Origin of the sequence: Nocardiopsis codii (assembly GCF_036327455.1) — a bacterium.
Classification (GTDB): Bacteria; Actinomycetota; Actinomycetes; order Streptosporangiales; family Streptosporangiaceae; genus Nocardiopsis; species Nocardiopsis codii.
In genome coordinates this window covers 24,701-40,765 of sequence record NZ_JAUZMY010000045.1, presented here as the reverse complement: position 1 = coordinate 40,765, position 16,065 = coordinate 24,701, and the positions used below count along the sequence as shown (strand labels likewise).

The 16,065-nt window shown below is 71.4% G+C and carries 17 protein-coding genes; 6 read left to right on the top strand and 11 right to left on the bottom strand.

Going from position 1 to position 16,065, the window contains the following annotated elements; all coding sequences use genetic code 11:
* Positions 1-167: 167 nt before the first annotated feature.
* Positions 168-356, bottom strand: coding sequence for a DUF397 domain-containing protein (locus Q8791_RS29160; RefSeq protein ID WP_330095059.1), 189 nt, complete (start codon positions 354-356; stop codon positions 168-170).
* Positions 353-1,165: a helix-turn-helix domain-containing protein gene (locus tag Q8791_RS29155; RefSeq protein ID WP_330095061.1), complete on the bottom strand. Its 813-nt coding sequence runs from the start codon at positions 1,163-1,165 to the stop codon at positions 353-355. Before Q8791_RS29155 ends, Q8791_RS29160 begins: the two co-directional genes overlap by 4 nt.
* Positions 1,166-1,337: 172 nt before the next feature.
* Between Q8791_RS29155 and Q8791_RS29150 the strand changes: the two genes are divergently transcribed.
* From Q8791_RS29150 to Q8791_RS29125, 6 genes are all read left to right on the top strand, one after another.
* Positions 1,338-1,697, top strand: coding sequence for a hypothetical protein (locus Q8791_RS29150; protein WP_330095058.1), 360 nt, complete (start codon positions 1,338-1,340; stop codon positions 1,695-1,697).
* Entirely contained in the window at positions 1,694-2,047 is a 354-nt protein-coding gene (locus Q8791_RS29145; RefSeq protein WP_330095057.1) for a hypothetical protein, read from the top strand. Before Q8791_RS29150 ends, Q8791_RS29145 begins: the two co-directional genes overlap by 4 nt.
* A 436-nt stretch (positions 2,048-2,483) precedes the next feature.
* Entirely contained in the window at positions 2,484-3,632 is a 1,149-nt protein-coding gene (locus tag Q8791_RS29140) for a methyltransferase domain-containing protein (RefSeq protein WP_330095056.1), read from the top strand.
* On the top strand, positions 3,629-3,811 hold the full coding sequence (locus tag Q8791_RS29135) for a BldC family transcriptional regulator (RefSeq protein ID WP_330095055.1): 183 nt from the start codon (positions 3,629-3,631) through the stop codon (positions 3,809-3,811). The genes Q8791_RS29140 and Q8791_RS29135 overlap by 4 nt, the downstream gene beginning before the upstream one ends.
* Before the next feature lie 156 nt (positions 3,812-3,967).
* Positions 3,968-5,134 carry a recombinase family protein gene (locus Q8791_RS29130; protein WP_330095054.1) on the top strand — a complete coding sequence of 389 codons (1,167 nt, stop codon included), beginning with the start codon at positions 3,968-3,970 and terminating at the stop codon, positions 5,132-5,134.
* On the top strand, positions 5,131-5,559 hold the full coding sequence (locus Q8791_RS29125; protein WP_330095053.1) for a hypothetical protein: 429 nt from the start codon (positions 5,131-5,133) through the stop codon (positions 5,557-5,559). Before Q8791_RS29130 ends, Q8791_RS29125 begins: the two co-directional genes overlap by 4 nt.
* A gap of 134 nt (positions 5,560-5,693) precedes the next feature.
* Here the strand turns inward: Q8791_RS29125 and Q8791_RS29120 are convergent, their stop codons facing one another.
* The 9 genes from Q8791_RS29120 to Q8791_RS29080 all read right to left on the bottom strand — a co-directional run bounded on the left by Q8791_RS29120 (position 5,694) and on the right by Q8791_RS29080 (position 15,846).
* Positions 5,694-8,009: a right-handed parallel beta-helix repeat-containing protein gene (locus tag Q8791_RS29120; RefSeq protein ID WP_330095052.1), complete on the bottom strand. Its 2,316-nt coding sequence runs from the start codon at positions 8,007-8,009 to the stop codon at positions 5,694-5,696.
* 3 nt (positions 8,010-8,012) lie between these two features.
* The gene (locus tag Q8791_RS29115; RefSeq protein ID WP_330095051.1) at positions 8,013-8,231 is read right to left on the bottom strand and encodes a hypothetical protein; all 219 of its coding nucleotides are present in this window, start codon (positions 8,229-8,231) and stop codon (positions 8,013-8,015) included.
* Between the two features lie 74 nt (positions 8,232-8,305).
* Positions 8,306-9,166 (bottom strand): peptidoglycan recognition protein family protein, encoded by an 861-nt coding sequence (locus tag Q8791_RS29110; protein ID WP_330095050.1) that lies wholly within the window; start codon positions 9,164-9,166, stop codon positions 8,306-8,308.
* A 74-nt stretch (positions 9,167-9,240) separates the two neighbouring features.
* Positions 9,241-9,588: a hypothetical protein gene (locus tag Q8791_RS29105; RefSeq protein WP_330095049.1), complete on the bottom strand. Its 348-nt coding sequence runs from the start codon at positions 9,586-9,588 to the stop codon at positions 9,241-9,243.
* Positions 9,585-10,343: a hypothetical protein gene (locus Q8791_RS29100; RefSeq protein WP_330095048.1), complete on the bottom strand. Its 759-nt coding sequence runs from the start codon at positions 10,341-10,343 to the stop codon at positions 9,585-9,587. The genes Q8791_RS29105 and Q8791_RS29100 overlap by 4 nt, the downstream gene beginning before the upstream one ends.
* A gap of 4 nt (positions 10,344-10,347) precedes the next feature.
* Positions 10,348-11,541, bottom strand: coding sequence for a hypothetical protein (locus Q8791_RS29095; protein ID WP_330095047.1), 1,194 nt, complete (start codon positions 11,539-11,541; stop codon positions 10,348-10,350).
* Positions 11,526-12,533 carry a hypothetical protein gene (locus Q8791_RS29090; RefSeq protein WP_330095046.1) on the bottom strand — a complete coding sequence of 336 codons (1,008 nt, stop codon included), beginning with the start codon at positions 12,531-12,533 and terminating at the stop codon, positions 11,526-11,528. Before Q8791_RS29090 ends, Q8791_RS29095 begins: the two co-directional genes overlap by 16 nt.
* A gap of 15 nt (positions 12,534-12,548) precedes the next feature.
* The gene (locus Q8791_RS29085) at positions 12,549-13,184 is read right to left on the bottom strand and encodes a phage tail family protein (protein ID WP_330095045.1); all 636 of its coding nucleotides are present in this window, start codon (positions 13,182-13,184) and stop codon (positions 12,549-12,551) included.
* A gap of 268 nt (positions 13,185-13,452) precedes the next feature.
* The gene (locus tag Q8791_RS29080) at positions 13,453-15,846 is read right to left on the bottom strand and encodes a phage tail protein (protein ID WP_330095044.1); all 2,394 of its coding nucleotides are present in this window, start codon (positions 15,844-15,846) and stop codon (positions 13,453-13,455) included.
* Positions 15,847-16,065: the final 219 nt, after the last annotated feature.

Below are 16,065 nucleotides of genomic sequence, written 5' to 3'. Positions count from 1 at the left end.
TTGATCAGGCTCTCTAAAACACCACTAGATCCTGTGTTGTTCGGTTTCGTTCGGCATCTCCCGAGTGTCCGCCCGGGGCGGTAGGCTCGCGGTGATGCTCGACGAGCACTCAGGTGCAACAGGCCCCCCACCCGGTACAGGGTGGGGGGCCTGTTTGCTTCCCGGGACTACCGGTCGGCGTCGCCCTGGGCGACGGCGAGGAAAGCCGCCCACGCGTCGGCCGGGTACTCGACGTGGCCGAGCCCGCGGTTCTGCGTGTCCCGGATCAGATGCTGTCCGGGGAGGTCTGCGACCTCTACACAGTTCTGCCCCTGGGCGGTGGAGTAGCTGCTCTTACGGAACTCAGGTGTGGTCATGCTGGTGTGCTCTCTTCCCGGATGCCCTCTATGAACTGGGCACTCACGACCGTATTCGGTGCGGTGGCCTGCACGTGACTGAACGTCGTCACGTAGCGGTCTACATCGTCGGGGTCCTCCTCGAAGACGCCGCCGATCGAATCGGTGTACACGATCGTCCGGTCCAAGGGATTCGCGAACGACAAGATGGTGAACGCGAGACCCAGACCCGGATGTGCCCCCACGTTGAACGGCATCACCTGGATATCCACATTCGGATGCTGGCCGATCCAGAGTAGGTAATCGAGCTGTCCGCGCATCACGTCGGGGCCGCCGATGGGACGCCGGAGCGCACCCTCATCAATCACCGCCCACAGTCGCGGGGCGGCCTCGTGCCTGTGAAGGATCTCCCGACGGCGCATACGCGCTTCGACCTGCCGGTCGATGTGCTCCGTACTCGTGAGCGGACCGCCCCGAAAAATCGCCTCGGCATATTCCGGAGTCTGAAGAAGACCCGGAACGGTAGCGATCTCGACTGTCTGGATCAAGGACGCCTCGGCCTCGAAGTCCGGCAGGGAGTCATGGCCGAAAACATCTCGATACTTCCACCACCATCCCCTTTCGCCCGCGTCGGCGGCCAGCTGGCGGAGCGCATTCGTTTCGTCCGGGGTGGCGCCGTAGACCTCGGCGAGCGCGTCGACCTGACGGGCGGGGACCCGTCGTGTCTCGGCAGTCTCGATCTTCCCGAGCGCGGCACGGCTGATCCCGGCCCGCTCTCCGGCGTCGTGGCCAGTGAGTCCGGCAGCCTCGCGCATGCGTCTGAGCTGCATTCCGAGCCGTCGACGTCGCACGGTGGGTGAGTAAGGGGATCGCATGGGGCAATGCTAGCGCCGCATTTTCGAGAGAATCTCGTCATTTCTCTTGTGAGTTGGTGTCCTCTCGTGCACTATCGAGTCACCTGTAGTGATCTCGCCGACTCGAAGAGAATCGAGAGCATCCCTAATGTCCTCCTTTGTGCGCCTTTTGGTGCTCCCCCTGTCCGCGTTGTGGCTGGTCGCCCGTGCCGGCGCCCACCTCGTGCGGCGCCGGTCCGGCAGGGTCCGCCGGTACGCGGCCGAGCCCCCGGCGCCCCGGCCGCGCACCGTGACCGGCCCAATTCCGATCATCTGGCCGAGCTCGCGAACCGGGGCCGCTGTCGCGCCGCCTCTCCCCGCCGAGCGCCCGCTCGACGTCGCCCCGGCGCGTGTGGTGCCCATGGATCCCTACCGGCACCGTGCCCGCCGAGATGCCTCCCGGAGCGGCTCGGTCGTCCTGGTCGCGGTCGCCCGTCAGGCCGAGGAGCGTCCGGCGGTGGCGGCATGACGAGCCGACGCCGTGTGTGCGATGTCGGCGAGCTGTCGACCATGGCGGACCTGAACGCGTGGGCGACCGCGCACGGGGCCGAGGTCACCTACCGCGGATCGACCCTGGAGGGGCGGGCGGTCTACGGGGCCACCCGAGGGCCGGTCACCCGTGTCGTGGTCGTGCCCGGCCGGGACCCGCACCCCCACCCGCTGTCGTGGGAGAGCCCGCTTGAACGCCTTCCCGCCTCCCCGCGGATGTCAACGGCCGAGATGATCGGCCGGGCTCTGGCCGCTCCCGTGGGCACTCTCGACGGTCCGGCGGGGGAAATGCACTCGTTCCTACTCGCCGCGATTCGGTCGGCCCTCTGAGACTGGGCGCCCCGACCCGGGGGCCGGGGCGCCCTCCCCCTCCCCCCTCGTGTCCGAGGAGTAGCGATGGACGGCGCGACCCGATGCCCTGGCACCACGTCAGGACAGCACGACCACATTCCAGACCCGCCCGACCCCAGATGGCCCGCCATCCGCACGCAGACCTGTCGCCACTGCGGCGACACCCTCACCCACACCCGCGGGTGAGTCACCCCCTCACAGGAAGCAGACGACATGACCGCAACGCTCACGCCTCCCCGCCCGGCCGCACCCCCTCCTTGTACGCACTCGGCCGCTACGTGCGGTGCCTGCCGCGGGGAGGGCGGCACGTGGTCGACGAACGACGGCAAATCCGCTGGGAAGAACATCGGTTCCTGGGTGCCGTGCGGCCCCTGCAAGGGCACGGGGCGGGTCTGACATGGGAAGGACTGAAACCATGGACTACCTCCCTCTCGCCCAGGCCCTAGCCGACCAGCTGCACGCGGACGGCATCCCCGAGCACATCGCGTCGCTGTTCCGTCGGGTGCCCCGACACGCGTTCCTCCCCGACGTGATGTGGGGGGATGGACGCACACGGTACGACCGCGCCGAGGACCCCGACGGGTGGATGCGCGCGGCCTACAGCGATCAGCCGCTCACGACCCAGGTTGACGACGGCGCGGAGGGCGGCCCCGGCATCGCGACGTCCTCCAGTTCCGCCCCGTCCGTCATGGCGCGGATGCTTACCGCCGCGCGGATCGAGCCCGGACATCGGGTGATGGAGATCGGCACCGGCACCGGATACCACGCCGCCCTGCTCTGTGAGCTGGTTGGCGACATCCGGGTGACCACGATCGAGATCGACCAGGAGGTAGCCGACCGGGCCCACTCCGCACTGATCGCTGAGGACTACGCACCCGAGCTGGTCACCGCGGACGCGGAGAAACTGGCGTCGATCGGAGACGGCCGGCACCACAGGATCATCGCGACGTGCCAGGTGGCGGAGATCCCGGAAGCGTGGCTCGTGCAGCTCCACGCCCGCGGGCGCCTCATCACCCCGTGGGCCCCGACGCCGGGCGCCCCGGCCGGGGTTCTCGCGGTCCTGGAGGACTGCGGCGGGGATGTGCAGGGCCGCTTCGAGGGGTCCTTGGCGTTCATGTGGGCGCGCGGACAGCGCCGGGGCGGGCACATGGTTCCGGACGTCGACGCGGTCCCCGACCGCATCACCCATGCCGATGGTGACCCGCGCACCCTCCTCGACGGCGAGACCGGCCTCCTCATGTCCCTACTAGTGCCCGGGTGGGCGCACGGGATGGCCATGGAGCCGGGCGCGTCCGAACCGCACGTGTGGGCGGTGTCCACCCGGTGCGGGTCGTGGGCGCGGATGCATCCGGACGGCCGGGTAGAGCAGTTCGGCCCGCGAAGGTTGGCGGAGGAGTTCGCGGGCGCGCTCACATGGTGGCGCGGAGAGGGGCGCCCGACCGTGGACGATTTCGGTCTCACGGTCACCGCGGACGGGTGCCGGTCCGTGTGGCTGCGTGAGCCGCGTGCGGAGCTGTGGACCCTGCACGCCGCGGACCACGACGACGCGGACGACGTCGGATGAGCACCCCCGTCCCGGAGGAGGTACTCACCCCTGCCGAGGTCGCCCACCTGTTCCGCGTGGACCCCAAGACGGTCACGCGCTGGGCGCAGGCGGGCAAGCTGACCTCGTTCCGCACCCCGGGCGGGCACCGCCGGTACCGCGGGACCGAGGTCCGCGCACTCCTCGGACGCCCCGCGTAGACCCCCGCGCGCCTGGTCGACCCGTGAGGGTCCTGGGCGCGCGGGACCAACCAGGGCCGCCAGCGTCACGCTGGCGGCCCCCGCACGACACGACAGTGCCCCGACCGCGTTACAGCGCGGCCGAGGCGTGGTCCACCCTGAGACACCAGGAGAACCATGCACGACCCTACCCAAAGCCCCCCTTTGCGTCTGGCGTTCTGCGGACGCACCTCGACCCGGGACCTACAGGACCCCGTCAAGTCCCTCACCCGACAGCACGACCGGTGCCAGGACGTCACCCCGCCCGACGCCGCCATCACCGCGTGGTACTGGGACGTGGAAACCGGGATGCTCGACCTTGACGAGCGCGGCCTCGGCGACAGCGACGACTACGAGCGCCTCGGCGTCCCCGTCCCCCGAACCGGCGGTCTCGGCGACCTCCGCGCCCACGCGGCGGAGGGACGTTTCGATGCGGTGGTCTGCGAGGAGATCGCGCGCACCGCGCGGGACATGCACACGTCCATGTCCCTTGAGCGGGAGCTCGGCGGGCTCGGCATTCCGATCATCGCGGCCGACGAGCCCGACATGTCGTCCGGTCTTGCGTCCGCGCGGTGGCTGCTCCGCCGCCAGCGACAGGTACTCGCCGACTACATGCGACTGCACTTCCTTGAGCAGTCGTGGGCCGGACAGGCCACGCACGCCCGACAGGGGTACGCGCTCGGCGCCGCACCCTACGGGTACGTCGCCCGCCCCCAGCTCCACCGGCCGCTCAAGCGCAATCCCGGGTGGGCGCGCCTGCTCGACCTCGACCCCGACCAGCGGCGCCCGGACACGGTCGCGACCGTGTTCGAGATGCGGGTAGAGCGCCGGTGGAAAGACCACGTGATCGGATCCTGGCTCGACAGCGACCACGCCGCGCACCCGACCGTGGTCGCGCACGGGCGGCCCTCCACCGGCCGGTGGACGCGCCGTCACGCCCGGCGGATCATCGCACAGCCCAAGTACACAGGCCGTCAGGTGTGGGCGCGCGCCGCCGGGAAGGACAAGATCCCGCGCCCGCGTGACCAGTGGGTGTGGTCCCCGCCCGCTCATCCCCAAATCGTCTCCTTGGAACTGTGGGAAGAGGCCCAAGAGGTGTCCCGGGAGCTCTACCCCCCGCGCACGGCGCCCCCGCTCGCCCAGATCAGAGAAGCCGCCGAGGCCGCCGGCCACACGCTCGACGTCGAGCGCCAGAGCGACACCCACACCCTCTACCGGGTCGGTGACCTTCTCCTCCCCGTCCCCCACGGGGAGATGCCCCCCGTGACCCTTCGGCGCATCCTGGAAGAGGTCGAGGCCCTGTGAAACCCGTGTACATGCTGGACGTCGTCCGCGACGGCACCCGGTGGTCGGGCACCGTCGCCGAGCACCACGTCCACACCCACGGGCGGACGCTCGCAGAGGTCGAGTCGGCCGCACGCGATGCGCTGGCCCTGGTGCTCGACGTCCCCCCGGCAGAGGTGGCGGTCGAGCTCCGCGGGGAAAGCCCCCTCCTCGAAGCACACGACCACGCGCGTACCGCGCGGGCGCGCGCCCAGGAACGGGAGCGGGCGGCGCTCGCCGACGTTGCCCGGGAGCTGGCCGCGCACCGGGTGTCCCGGGCCGACATCGCCCGACTCACCAGGACCACACCGGGGGCGGTCATTCGAGCCATTCGCCCACGGCCGGACGGCGGCGGCGATACCCTGTCTGGGAACGTGCTCCCCGCCCGCGGGGATGACCCGATTTGACATGAGCCCCCTCTCGGCCGTGTCCAGCGCTCCCCACGCATGTGGGGATGAACCCGGCGGGATCAAGCTGGACCCCAGCTGGACATGACGAAACGCCCCTCTCCTTCCCGCACGGGGAGGAGAGGGGCGTCGTGTTACCCGGCGACGGCCGGGGTGTTGTCCGCGGTGATGTCGCGGCCGGTGATCCCGGCCGGCACGACGACCGTCGACCCGCGCGCGTCGTTGCCGTACACCTTGACGTTCGCCGTCGTAGCGGTGATGTTCAACCCGGCCGCGCCCGTGCCCCGGATCCGGTTCCCGTGCGCGGTGACGTAGCTGGCGTTACTGCTCACCTGGACACCGAAAGCGGCCCCGGTGAACCCCGTGATGCGGTTGTCGCTGATCTCGACGTCGTTTCCGCCGAGGATGTGCACCCCGTTGTTGCCGGGGTTGCGGATGACGTTGCGGTGCACGACGACGTCAGCGATGACCCCGGCGGCGAGCTGGCGGGAATCCACGCTGATCCCCGACCCGGTCGGGCCGCTGATGGCGTTGTCGGCAATCAGCCCGGACCGGGTCGACAGCTGGGAAATCGCCGTGTTCCCCACGGCGTTGAGCACGTTGCGGGCAATGCTGTAGTTCTCCACGTTGGAGATGCGCAACCCCACGGACCCCGTGCCGTCGACGACGTTGTCACCGATGACCACCTCTGTCACCACGCCTGTAGGTTCGCCCTCGACGATGATCGCGCCGACCGACGTCCCCGGCGCACCCGCGATGGTCCCGATGCTGTTCAGGATGTTGTTCGTGATGACCAGCCCGGACAGCGGCTGAGAGCCGGGGATGGTCGACCCGTCCGGCCGGGTGCGATCTGCGGTCTTCGAGGAGTCGAGCGCCCGCACCCAGATACCGGCGCCGCACCCGCGGACCGTGTTGCCGGAGATGACGGCGTCTCGCCAGATGTACGCGCCGACGGCGTACTCTCGCGTCAGTTCGATGTGGTTGCCGATGACCCGCACGTCGTGATGCTGCCGGTCCGGAGACGCCGAGTGCGACCCGATCCCGCGCCCCCACGGGCCCGACCCGGGCGTACCCGACGTCGTGACGGTGCACCCGGAGATCAGGACGTCACGGCAGATGGTCGCGTCATACGGGCCGAACCCCCCGAACACCGACTGCCGGAAAGCTCCGTCGAGCTGGATCGCCTCGGAGAAACCGCGGTCGCCGACGGCGTCGACGAACCCCGCGCACACCACACCAGTGATGCGGCACGTCTCAACCGCGTTGACCTCGATGGCGTGGTAGCTGGGCACGTCGAGAATCGTGCAGTCCCGGATGGTGACGTTCCGGGCGTGACCGATGGACAGGACCATGTTCGCGGTGGGCACCTGGACGCCGTGCGCGTCCCACGTCCCGCCCTCGATGATCAGGTCGCCGTGGCCCGTGTACCCGCCGAACTGCTGTCCCGCGTCGCCGTTGAGAAGCATCGTCCCCGGAGCCGCCCGACGGATCACCGCGTCCGGTGCGAGGGTGAGCCGGGTGCGCCGGTAGATGCGCAGCGGCCCCGAAGCGATGGCGTACACGCCACCCGGTACCCACACCGTTCCGCCCCCCGCGTCCCTCACCGCGGACAGCGCGGCCTGAATCGCCGCGGTGTCGTCGGTGACGCCGTCGCCGGTCGCCCCGTAGGCGGTGACGTCGTGCGTGCCGGTGGCGGTGCCGTCGGCCCCGGGCGGTCCGGGGGGTCCCTCGGGACCGGCCGGCCCCGGGTCACCGGCCGCGCCGGCCGGACCCTGGGGACCCGTCTCCCCCGGCGCCCCGGGCGGGCCCTGGTCGCCGTCGACACCCGGCGCACCGTCCGCGCCATCGATGCCGGGCGGCCCCTGGGGTCCCTCGGGACCGGCGGGCCCCGGATCCCCGGGTGGCCCCGGTTCGCCGATGACGGCCGGGAGCTGGGCGGCCGGGACGACCCCGGCGTCGTCGAGCTGGGCGACACCACCCGGCGCGCCGAGCTGGTCGACGGCGAGCGCGCCGACGTCGGCCGCGGAGAGGGACACGTGCCCCGTCCGCCCGTTCACCGACCAGACGATCGGGTCATCCGGGACCGGGGGCGGCACGAGCGGCGGAGTGAGTGCCGACAGGTCGATCGGGCCGGACCCCACAGGCGCCGCCAGAGAGAAGCTGTAGGACGACGCCCCGGTGATGGTGACCGTGACCGTGTACGCCCACGGGCCCCCGGTGATGTCCGGGTCATCCGTGGCGGGCACCCCCGCCGACATGGCGCCCTCGGCGTCGAGCGGGATTACCACGGGCGTGCCCATGATCACCGTCGAGTGCGCGGGCGAGACCAGGCGGGCGACCGAGGGGGCGAGCGTGACCGTGCCCGCGGCGGGGGTGCCGGAGAGCAGCACCCACCGGCCGTGAAGCGCGACCCGGTCGAAGTCGGGGGGGAGAGAGAGGATGTCGGGCACGAGCTACGCCTCCTGGTCGACGTCGTCGCGGCGGCGGGGAACCAGGTACCCGACGGCGGTCGCGACCAGGAACACAGCGGCGGCGGCGACCTCGGCGGGGAGCGGGTGACCGAGGACGCCGGCGACGTACACGAGCACGGTCACGGCGGCGCCCGCGGCACCGGCCGCGCCGACCTTCCGCTCGGGCAGGTAGCGGGCGGGATCCTTCGGGACGGCATGCATGACGGGGACCTCCACAGGAGACGAGAGCGCCCCGGGCGGGTGCCCGGGACGCGGTTGGTAGGGGTGAGGCTCGGTTAGGTGATGGGGGACTCCCACGCGGCACGCCACGTCTGAGCGCCGATGAAGCCGTCGACGCTGAGGCCCTTCTCCGCCTGGAAAGTCCGGGCGACGGTGCGCGTCTGGTTGCCGTACAGGCCGTCAACGGTGATGACCCACCCGCGGTCGCGCATACGGCGCTGCCAGCGGCGGAGGTCCTCCCGGTGGGAGTAGTAGCCCGACACGCTGTGAGCGGGCCCGGACCGGGGCCCGAAGTAGTGGCCGGACGGGAGCGGGAAGCGAGGCGCCGCGGTCCCTGGGCGGGGCGGACGCGGGGGCCGCGGGGCGGGAGAGGAACCCCCGCCGCTGGGCGCGTCGTCGCCCCACCGGGCGGGCTTGGTGAACGTCCCGTCCCGCACGAGCGCGTACGCCTTGGTTCCCGGGCACGACGTCGCGACGAAGTCCCGGTGACCGAGCACCCGGCCGGAGATGGACGACTCCGGTTCCATCAGCCATTCCCGCAGCTGGCGAACGGCGTTGATCTGCGCATCGGTGATGCGGTCGGTCGGGCCGGTCGCCAGCGTCACCGAGTAGTGCGACGTGTTGCCCCCGGGCTGGGCGGCCTGGGTGCGGAAGAGCCCGCGGCCCTCGACGATGTAGCCCTGAGCGGTCGCGAGGAACGAATACCCGATGTCGACCCATCCGCGGGCGGCGCCGGTGTGAAACGCCCTGGTGCGGCGCCAGTAGTCGAGGGACGCGTCGAGCGGCTTGTCGGCGAGGTCCATGTCCGAGCTGTCGTAGTGGATGACCAGACCGGATCGGGGGTTGGCGTAGGCGGCCGGGCTGTTCGCCGACCAGCCGAGATCGGATCGCCAGATGAGCTTGTCGGGCTGTGGCACGTAGGGCCTCCTGGGCATGAGAAAGCCCCGGCCGGGGCCGGGGCGGTTTCAGATTTCGGACCTCGAATGAGGCGTCAGGCGGTGGTGCTCAGGAATGCGAGGAGCAGACCGACAGCCAGGGAGAGGGCGGCGGCGATCAGCGCGCCCCAGATCATGCGGCGGTCGGCCGCGCGCCGGTCCGTGGCGGCGGTCCGCTCGGCATCGGCGAGTGTCTTCGCGCGGGCGGCCTCGGCGCGGAGCTCGGCGAGCTCGGCGGCGACTCGGTCGAGGCGTTCCTCGGCCAAGCGCTTGTCCGCTTCGTAGACGTCGACGCTCACACGCTCGCCGAGCTCGGATTTCAGGTCGGCGAAGCCGTTGCGCATCTCCTCGCGCATGAGCGTGAGCAGCTCGCCGAGGTGGCGGTAAGGCAGAGGATCGGTCACGGCGGTGGCTCCGTCGTCGGCACGGCGCCCGCGCCTTCGTTGTAGAAGTGGGTCGCGTGGATGCCCCCGCCGGTTCCTGTGCACCGCCCCTGTAGCTCCACTCGAAGAGGGCCTGTCGGGTTGTAGTACTGGGCGGCCTGGACGGTGAATCTCTCGGTCCGGATCGGTGCCGGCGTCCCCGTGGGGATGGACCGGGTAGCGATGACGTCGCCGTCGACCAGGAACCGGATCTGCCCGGACACGCTGAGCGCCGACGCCTTGAAGTAGAACGTCACGGTGGTGTGCTGGAAGACCGCCCACGCGTGCGCGAGTGGCGTCCATGACGTCGACGTGGTCGAGGGCCACCCGCCCGGGAAGTCGTTGATCCACGACGTCGCTACGGGCATCACCGGCCGCGCCAGACCGAGCCCGTCTGGCCCCTCGGCCACGACCGCGTTTCCGTGCTGGTCCCGTAGCGCCCACTGGCCAGCTTCACCCTCGGCGGCGCGCAGGTCGAGGACCGCGCTCCCGTCCTTGGGGCGGCCGAGCCACAGGCGCGACCCTGTGCCCCCCTCGTCGCGGCCCACGTACAGGATGCGCTGTGCCTCGGTCGCCCCGGCTACGCCTAGCGCGCCGGCCGCGCCGATCAGGATGGACGCGGCCCGGATGGCGGAGTACCGCACCCTCGTCTGTGCGGCCGTGTACGCGGCCTTGACCCCGTTCTGTAGGCCCCGGACGGTCGAGGACCAGTCCGGCGGGTAGGCGGGTCTGGGCACGGTCTCACCCCCTCATCTCTGCTGTGGTTGTTGTCGTGGCGGGGTGCCCGGTCGGTTCCTCGAAGATCAGCCGCGCGCGTTCCTGCCCGGAGCTCCGGCTCACGGGGATGACCTCGACGCCGACGATCCGCCAGCGGTGCGCGAACGTCGGGCGCCCGTTGTTGAGCGGGAACCAGTCGTTGACCAGAGTCAGCGCGGCCGAGTCGCCGAGACGGTTCGGGGAGAACGAAGTCGACTCGTCGAGGCGCACCTCGACCTGTGGGATACGGAGCATCCCGGACCGGCGCTCGGCCCACCACCGGGCGTAGGCGTCGAGCGTGGACACGTCGGTCACGCCCTGGTAGTCGACCGTGCGCTCAAGCAGAGGCCACCCGGCCGCGCGGTACCGGGGGTCTTCCCAGATGCCGGACAACAGGGGTTCGGACTCCGCGGAGAGGTCGTCGTTGGGGGTGTCCCCCCGGGTCTGGTAGCTGGTCGCGACGTCGGTGGCGTCGGCCGGGTACGACCAGGACATGATGTTGCCCGGCTGGGCGAAGTGGTGGTCTGTGGCGTCCTGTCCGAGGCGCCCGGCGGCGACGAACTCGCGGTGCCGCACGCCCTGGGCGTCCCGCCATGTACGGATCATCCATTCGGGGCCGTCGATCACCTCGGCGAGCTGGTCGAGCCGCTCCCCGTAGGTAGCGGCTTCCGACGCCCGGTACGTGCGGTCGCGCGGCATCCCGGGCGGACCCGCGGGCACGTCGAGACCGATGCTGCCGTGAGCTTCCATGTCGGCGACCAGGTCCCGGCAGATGTCCCGGTCACCGACACCCGCGTACACCAGATCACGGCGAATTTCGCGGTGCGCCGGGTAGGACTCCAGCGACGCCCCCTGTAGCGGCACCGTGATCCGGCCCCGTTCGTCGCCCTGCGGGTCGCCCCGCCAGATGATGTAGGTGCCCCACAGGTCGCCCCCGCGGTCGATGTGCACCACGGTCCGGCCGGGCCCCCGGGAAAGGTCCCCGACGCCGCGCGGAATGACCTTGGCGACGTGGTCGGCGGTCGCCCGGTTGGTGACGTGCGCGGTCGCCTTGAAAGCCCCGGCTTGGCAGATGCGCCGGTCAAAGACGACGTCGGAGAGGTCGAGCTCGACGAGATCCCGGTCGGTGACCAGGTCCGCGAACGTGTACGAGTAGGGGGCGCTCATGTCGTCCCCCACCAGGTGACGTTGTCCGCGCTCACCCACGACGGTTCGTAGACCGCGTAAGCGCGGATGATCCCGCTCGGCTGCACCTCGACGCGCGCGCTGTTGTTCGGCTGAGACTGTGCGGCGGCCGTCGACCACCGGGTAAGCCGCTGCGGTTCCATCCCCGCGGGCACTTGCCCAAGCTCGGTGTTGTTGATCGGTCGGCCGGTCGTGAACGTGCCCCGCATGTGCACGAGTCCGTCAGGGGTGCGGCACAGCTCGACCGGTGACCCGGCCCCGTGCGTGATCCCCGCGGCGAGCGTCGCTTGTGTCCACGCCCCCGGGCGCCGCTGGAAGATCCCGGCGAGCGCGTCGTACAGGGGTTGGCCGGCGGCGGGGGTCCACCCGGTGGGGAGTCGCATGTACAGGGCGTCGGTCGCGAACACGTGCACGAGCGTGCCGTCCCGGACCGCGCCGAGGCGGTTGCGTGCGGCCATGTCCGGGACGCTGATCACCCCGCCGTGCGTGGCCGTGTAGACCCGCCGGTCGGTGACCGCCGAGGACCACGGCACGCCCCCCGTGCCCACACTCGCACCCTGGGGAACGGTCACCCCGTGCAGCGGAAGCGTGGTCACGTCGACGGCAGGGTCGATGACGCGCACCTCGGCGGACACGGCCCCCGTCGAGTCGTACACGTCGTCGTGCACGACCACGCCCAGGACGTCGACGCGGTCGCCGACCGCGGGCCCGTCGACGAGCGGCACCTCGACGGGGTCCGTCGACACCACCAGGTACGGGCCCTGTGTCGGCGACGACGCCCCGGGGACCACCGCGGCGAACGCCCCGACGGTCGCCGTCATGCCCGACCCGGTCACGGCGGCGGGGTTGCCGCCCCCGCCGAGCAGGCCGGGGCGCCGGTCGAGTGTCCACTCGGAGTCGACACCGCCGAGGAGTGCGCCGATGAGTAGCCGGTGGTCCTCCAGGCCGGTCGTGCCGCTGGCGAGCGCGAGAGCGCGCACAGACATAGGGGTTGTTCCTCTCTACAGGTAGGCGTCTCGCCAGCGGACGGCGGCGGCTGACCCGGGCCCGGCCCACATGGGCCGGTACTGGATCGGGGACGGGCCGGGCGGAAGGGTCCATGACTCGACGGGGACGCTGGCGGGGGTTCGGGTGTACAGGCGGTCGGCACTGCCGGACAGCAGAACCGTTCCGGCGTCGCAGTCGACGACCAGGGTTTCCGCGGCGGCGAGCGTGAGCGCGAATTCGAGCACGAACCCCGTCGCCCGGTTCACGACCTGCGGGCGGTCGCACGGGCCCGTGATCGTGACCACCGGATGCGTCCCCGTGTCGCCAGCGTTGGTGAGGGTCGCGGCGCCACCCGTGATGGGCGCGCCGTAGTCCAGCGGGTAGCCGAGCGGGTAGCCGAGCCCGTCGTCCGGCCGGACCGGCGCCGAGATCGAGCGCGTGTACTCCTCGACGGAGTACCGGCGCGGGTCCGGCGCCGACCACTGGAGGGTGTACGGCACGATGCCGAGCGGCGCGCCCTTGGCCAGCGACATGATGCGCTGCGACGGCCGCGCCCACACGAGCAGGGTCTCGCCTAGGGCGTTGACCGTCAGGGGCCGGAGCGTCTCGTCGACGGCGACGCGCGTAGCCGACCGGAGCGCGGCCACCACCGCGGGCACATCCCCCCGCCGGCACTTGATCTGCCCAGCCAGGGTGACCACCCGCGTCTGCGCGAGATCCCGCCCCGCCCACGCCCCGTGACGGGACGGCCGAGGCACATCCCCAGAATCCAGCCCGGGGAGGTCCTCCCACCCGTCGAGCTGCCCCCACCCGTAGGGCGTTCCCCGGCCGAGCGTGAGCCCGCCCCAGGACACCTGTCCCGGGGCGAGACTCGCACGCCTCATCCCCGCGGGCGGGGAGTCGTCGTCAGACACTCGGTCACCCCCTCGCCGAGACGAGCCCGTGCAGGGTCTCGCCGAGCTCGTGCGCGCTGACACGCTCGGTCGCATTCCAGTTCTCGATATGCACAGCAGGGCCCCGGGGCCCGTCGCCGAGGCCGGACGCCCCGGCGGCGGCGCCGTCCCACCCGGGGGGCGGGGGCGGTACCGCCACCATCGCGGCGAGATCCCGGTCAAGGGCGGTTTGTGCCGAGGCGATACCGGCCGAGACGCCCGGCGGGATCCACCGGCCGATCTCGTTCGCGAACACCCGACTCGGGGAGTTGATCCCAAGGGCGTTCTTGGCGGCGTCGAGCGCGCCCGTGGCCATGTCGCGGAGCTTCCCGTACAGGCGTGATGCGGCCCCGGTGACGCCGTTGATGATGCCGTTCACGATGTCCCGGCCGATCCCGGTGAAGCGGGAGACGATGCCCTTGACGGTCGACCAGGCGCGGTTGATCGTGTTCGTGATGGACGACCGGATCGAGTTCCACGCGGACGACGTAGCGGACTTGATCGTGTTCCACGCCCCCGTCACGGTCGAGCGCACGCGCCCGATGACGCTGGACACCACGGCCACGATCGCGGCCCACACGGCCGAGATCACCGACTTGATCCCGTTCCACACGGCCGCGTTCGCGGCCTTGACCGCGTTCCACCCGGCGGTGATGAACGCCTTCACGCGGTTGATGTGGTTGGTGACCACGGCCACGATGGCGGCCCACGCGGCGGCGATCCAGGCTTTGACGGCGTCCCACGCGGCGGCTGTCGCTGCCTTGATCTGGTCCCAGTGGGAGATGATGATGCCGACCGGGTGCCACTTCATGAACAGCCCGACAATGAAGTCGAGCGCGGCCCCCAACGCGGACTTGACCCACTCCCACGCGGCGGCCGTGGCTTGCTTGACCCACTCCCACCCCGCCGTGACTGCGGCGACGATCTGATCCCAGTAGATGACGACCAGGGCGACGACGGCGATCACCGCGGCGACGATGAGCCCGATCGGGCCGAGGCCCATCAACCAGCCCGCCAGCATTTTTGCGCCCATGACCAGGGCTTTTGCGCCGAGTCCGACCATGGACGCGGCGAACTTGGCCGAGGTGCCTATGCCGGATCCGAGCGCGGAACCGACCTTGCGGACGGCACCGCCGACCGTGCCGAGCTTGCCCGACGCGGCGCCGGCGGCGGCGTCGGCCGAGCGGAACCCGGACGCGAACCGGGAGATGCCCGACGCGGTCGACCCGATCGCCCCGGCGACGCCCTTGACGGTCCCCGTCAGCGCGCCGAGACGGGAGATGAGCCCCCCACCGACCATCGCGAAAGCCAGGAAGCCCGCGGCGCCCGCCTGTGCTCCCGGGGGGAGCATGCCGAGCACGGACACGACCGCGCCCAGGGTCCCCGTCAGAAGGGGGAGCAGGGCAAGCACGTTCTGTGCGGCGGCACCGAGGGTGTCGAACAGGGTCGACAGCCCTGCTTGCCCCTCGGCGGACTGGGCCCACGTGGCGAACCGCTCTGTAAGCGCCTCGATCGTGTCGAGAAGCCCCGCCCCGGACGCACCCGCAGGCCCGAACATGCCGCCCAGGGCGGTTGTCAGGTTGCTGCCGATGGTGCCGAGCTGGGAGAGCACGTCGCCCGCCCGCTCGACCATCCCGGCGAGCCGGGCCGCGCCCGCCTCGGTCGTGAGGAAAGCCGCGGCCGACTCGATCCCGCCAGCGGCCCACTCGGTGAACCGCTCAACCAGGGGGAGCCCGGCGACGGCGAGCGACGCGAGCACCTGGAGGAGGGGGCCGAGCGCCTGCCCGAAACGCTCGGTGACGCGGGTGGTGCCCGCGAACACCTCGGAAAGGGTGCCGTTGAACACGTCCGACGACATCGTCGACGTGGCGCTCTTGGCGGCGGTGTTGAGCGCGCCGGACAGCCCGACCATGCCGGTTCGGAGTGTGGGGATGGACGACAGGGCGAGCCGGTCGACCTCCGAACCGAGCCCCGCGAACAGCCGTTCCTGTACGGCGTCGCGGACCGGCGCGAACGCGCTTCGGAACCCGGCGAACGACCGCACGAACGACTGTGCGGACGGGGAGAGCCCGTCTAGGGCCTCCTCTAACTCCTCGGCCGTCCCGCCTGTTGCGGCGAGCGCGTCGCCCATGCCGGACAGTCCGACGGCGAGCGTCGCAGCGGCGGCCCCGGCGACCAGGAGCGCCGGGGGGAGCGCGAGCACCGCCCCGGACGCGGGCCCGATCGCCGCGGCGAGCGACACCGCCGACGCGGCGAGCGTCGCGAACGCCGCACTCCGGCCGACGCTGGCGAGCCCCTGCTCGGTGCGCTTGAGTGCGCGCTGTAGGTGCGAGTCGTCGCCCCGCAGGTACGCGACCAGTTCGCCGACCTTGAGCGCCACGGGGGATCACCCCCCGTCCGTTCTCGCGCGCGCACGCGCGCGTATTAAGTTGTGTGGGTCACCCCAGGTACCTGCCTGTCACGGCGGCGATAGCGGCCGGAGAGTCGGCATCCACCGGGGTGTCCCGGTACGCCTGCGGCCACCGGGCATGCTCGGACAGGCCGGACAGGCGCCGCATGAAGTCCGGCCACGGCATGGTGTCGACGTCGGCCGGCGGGG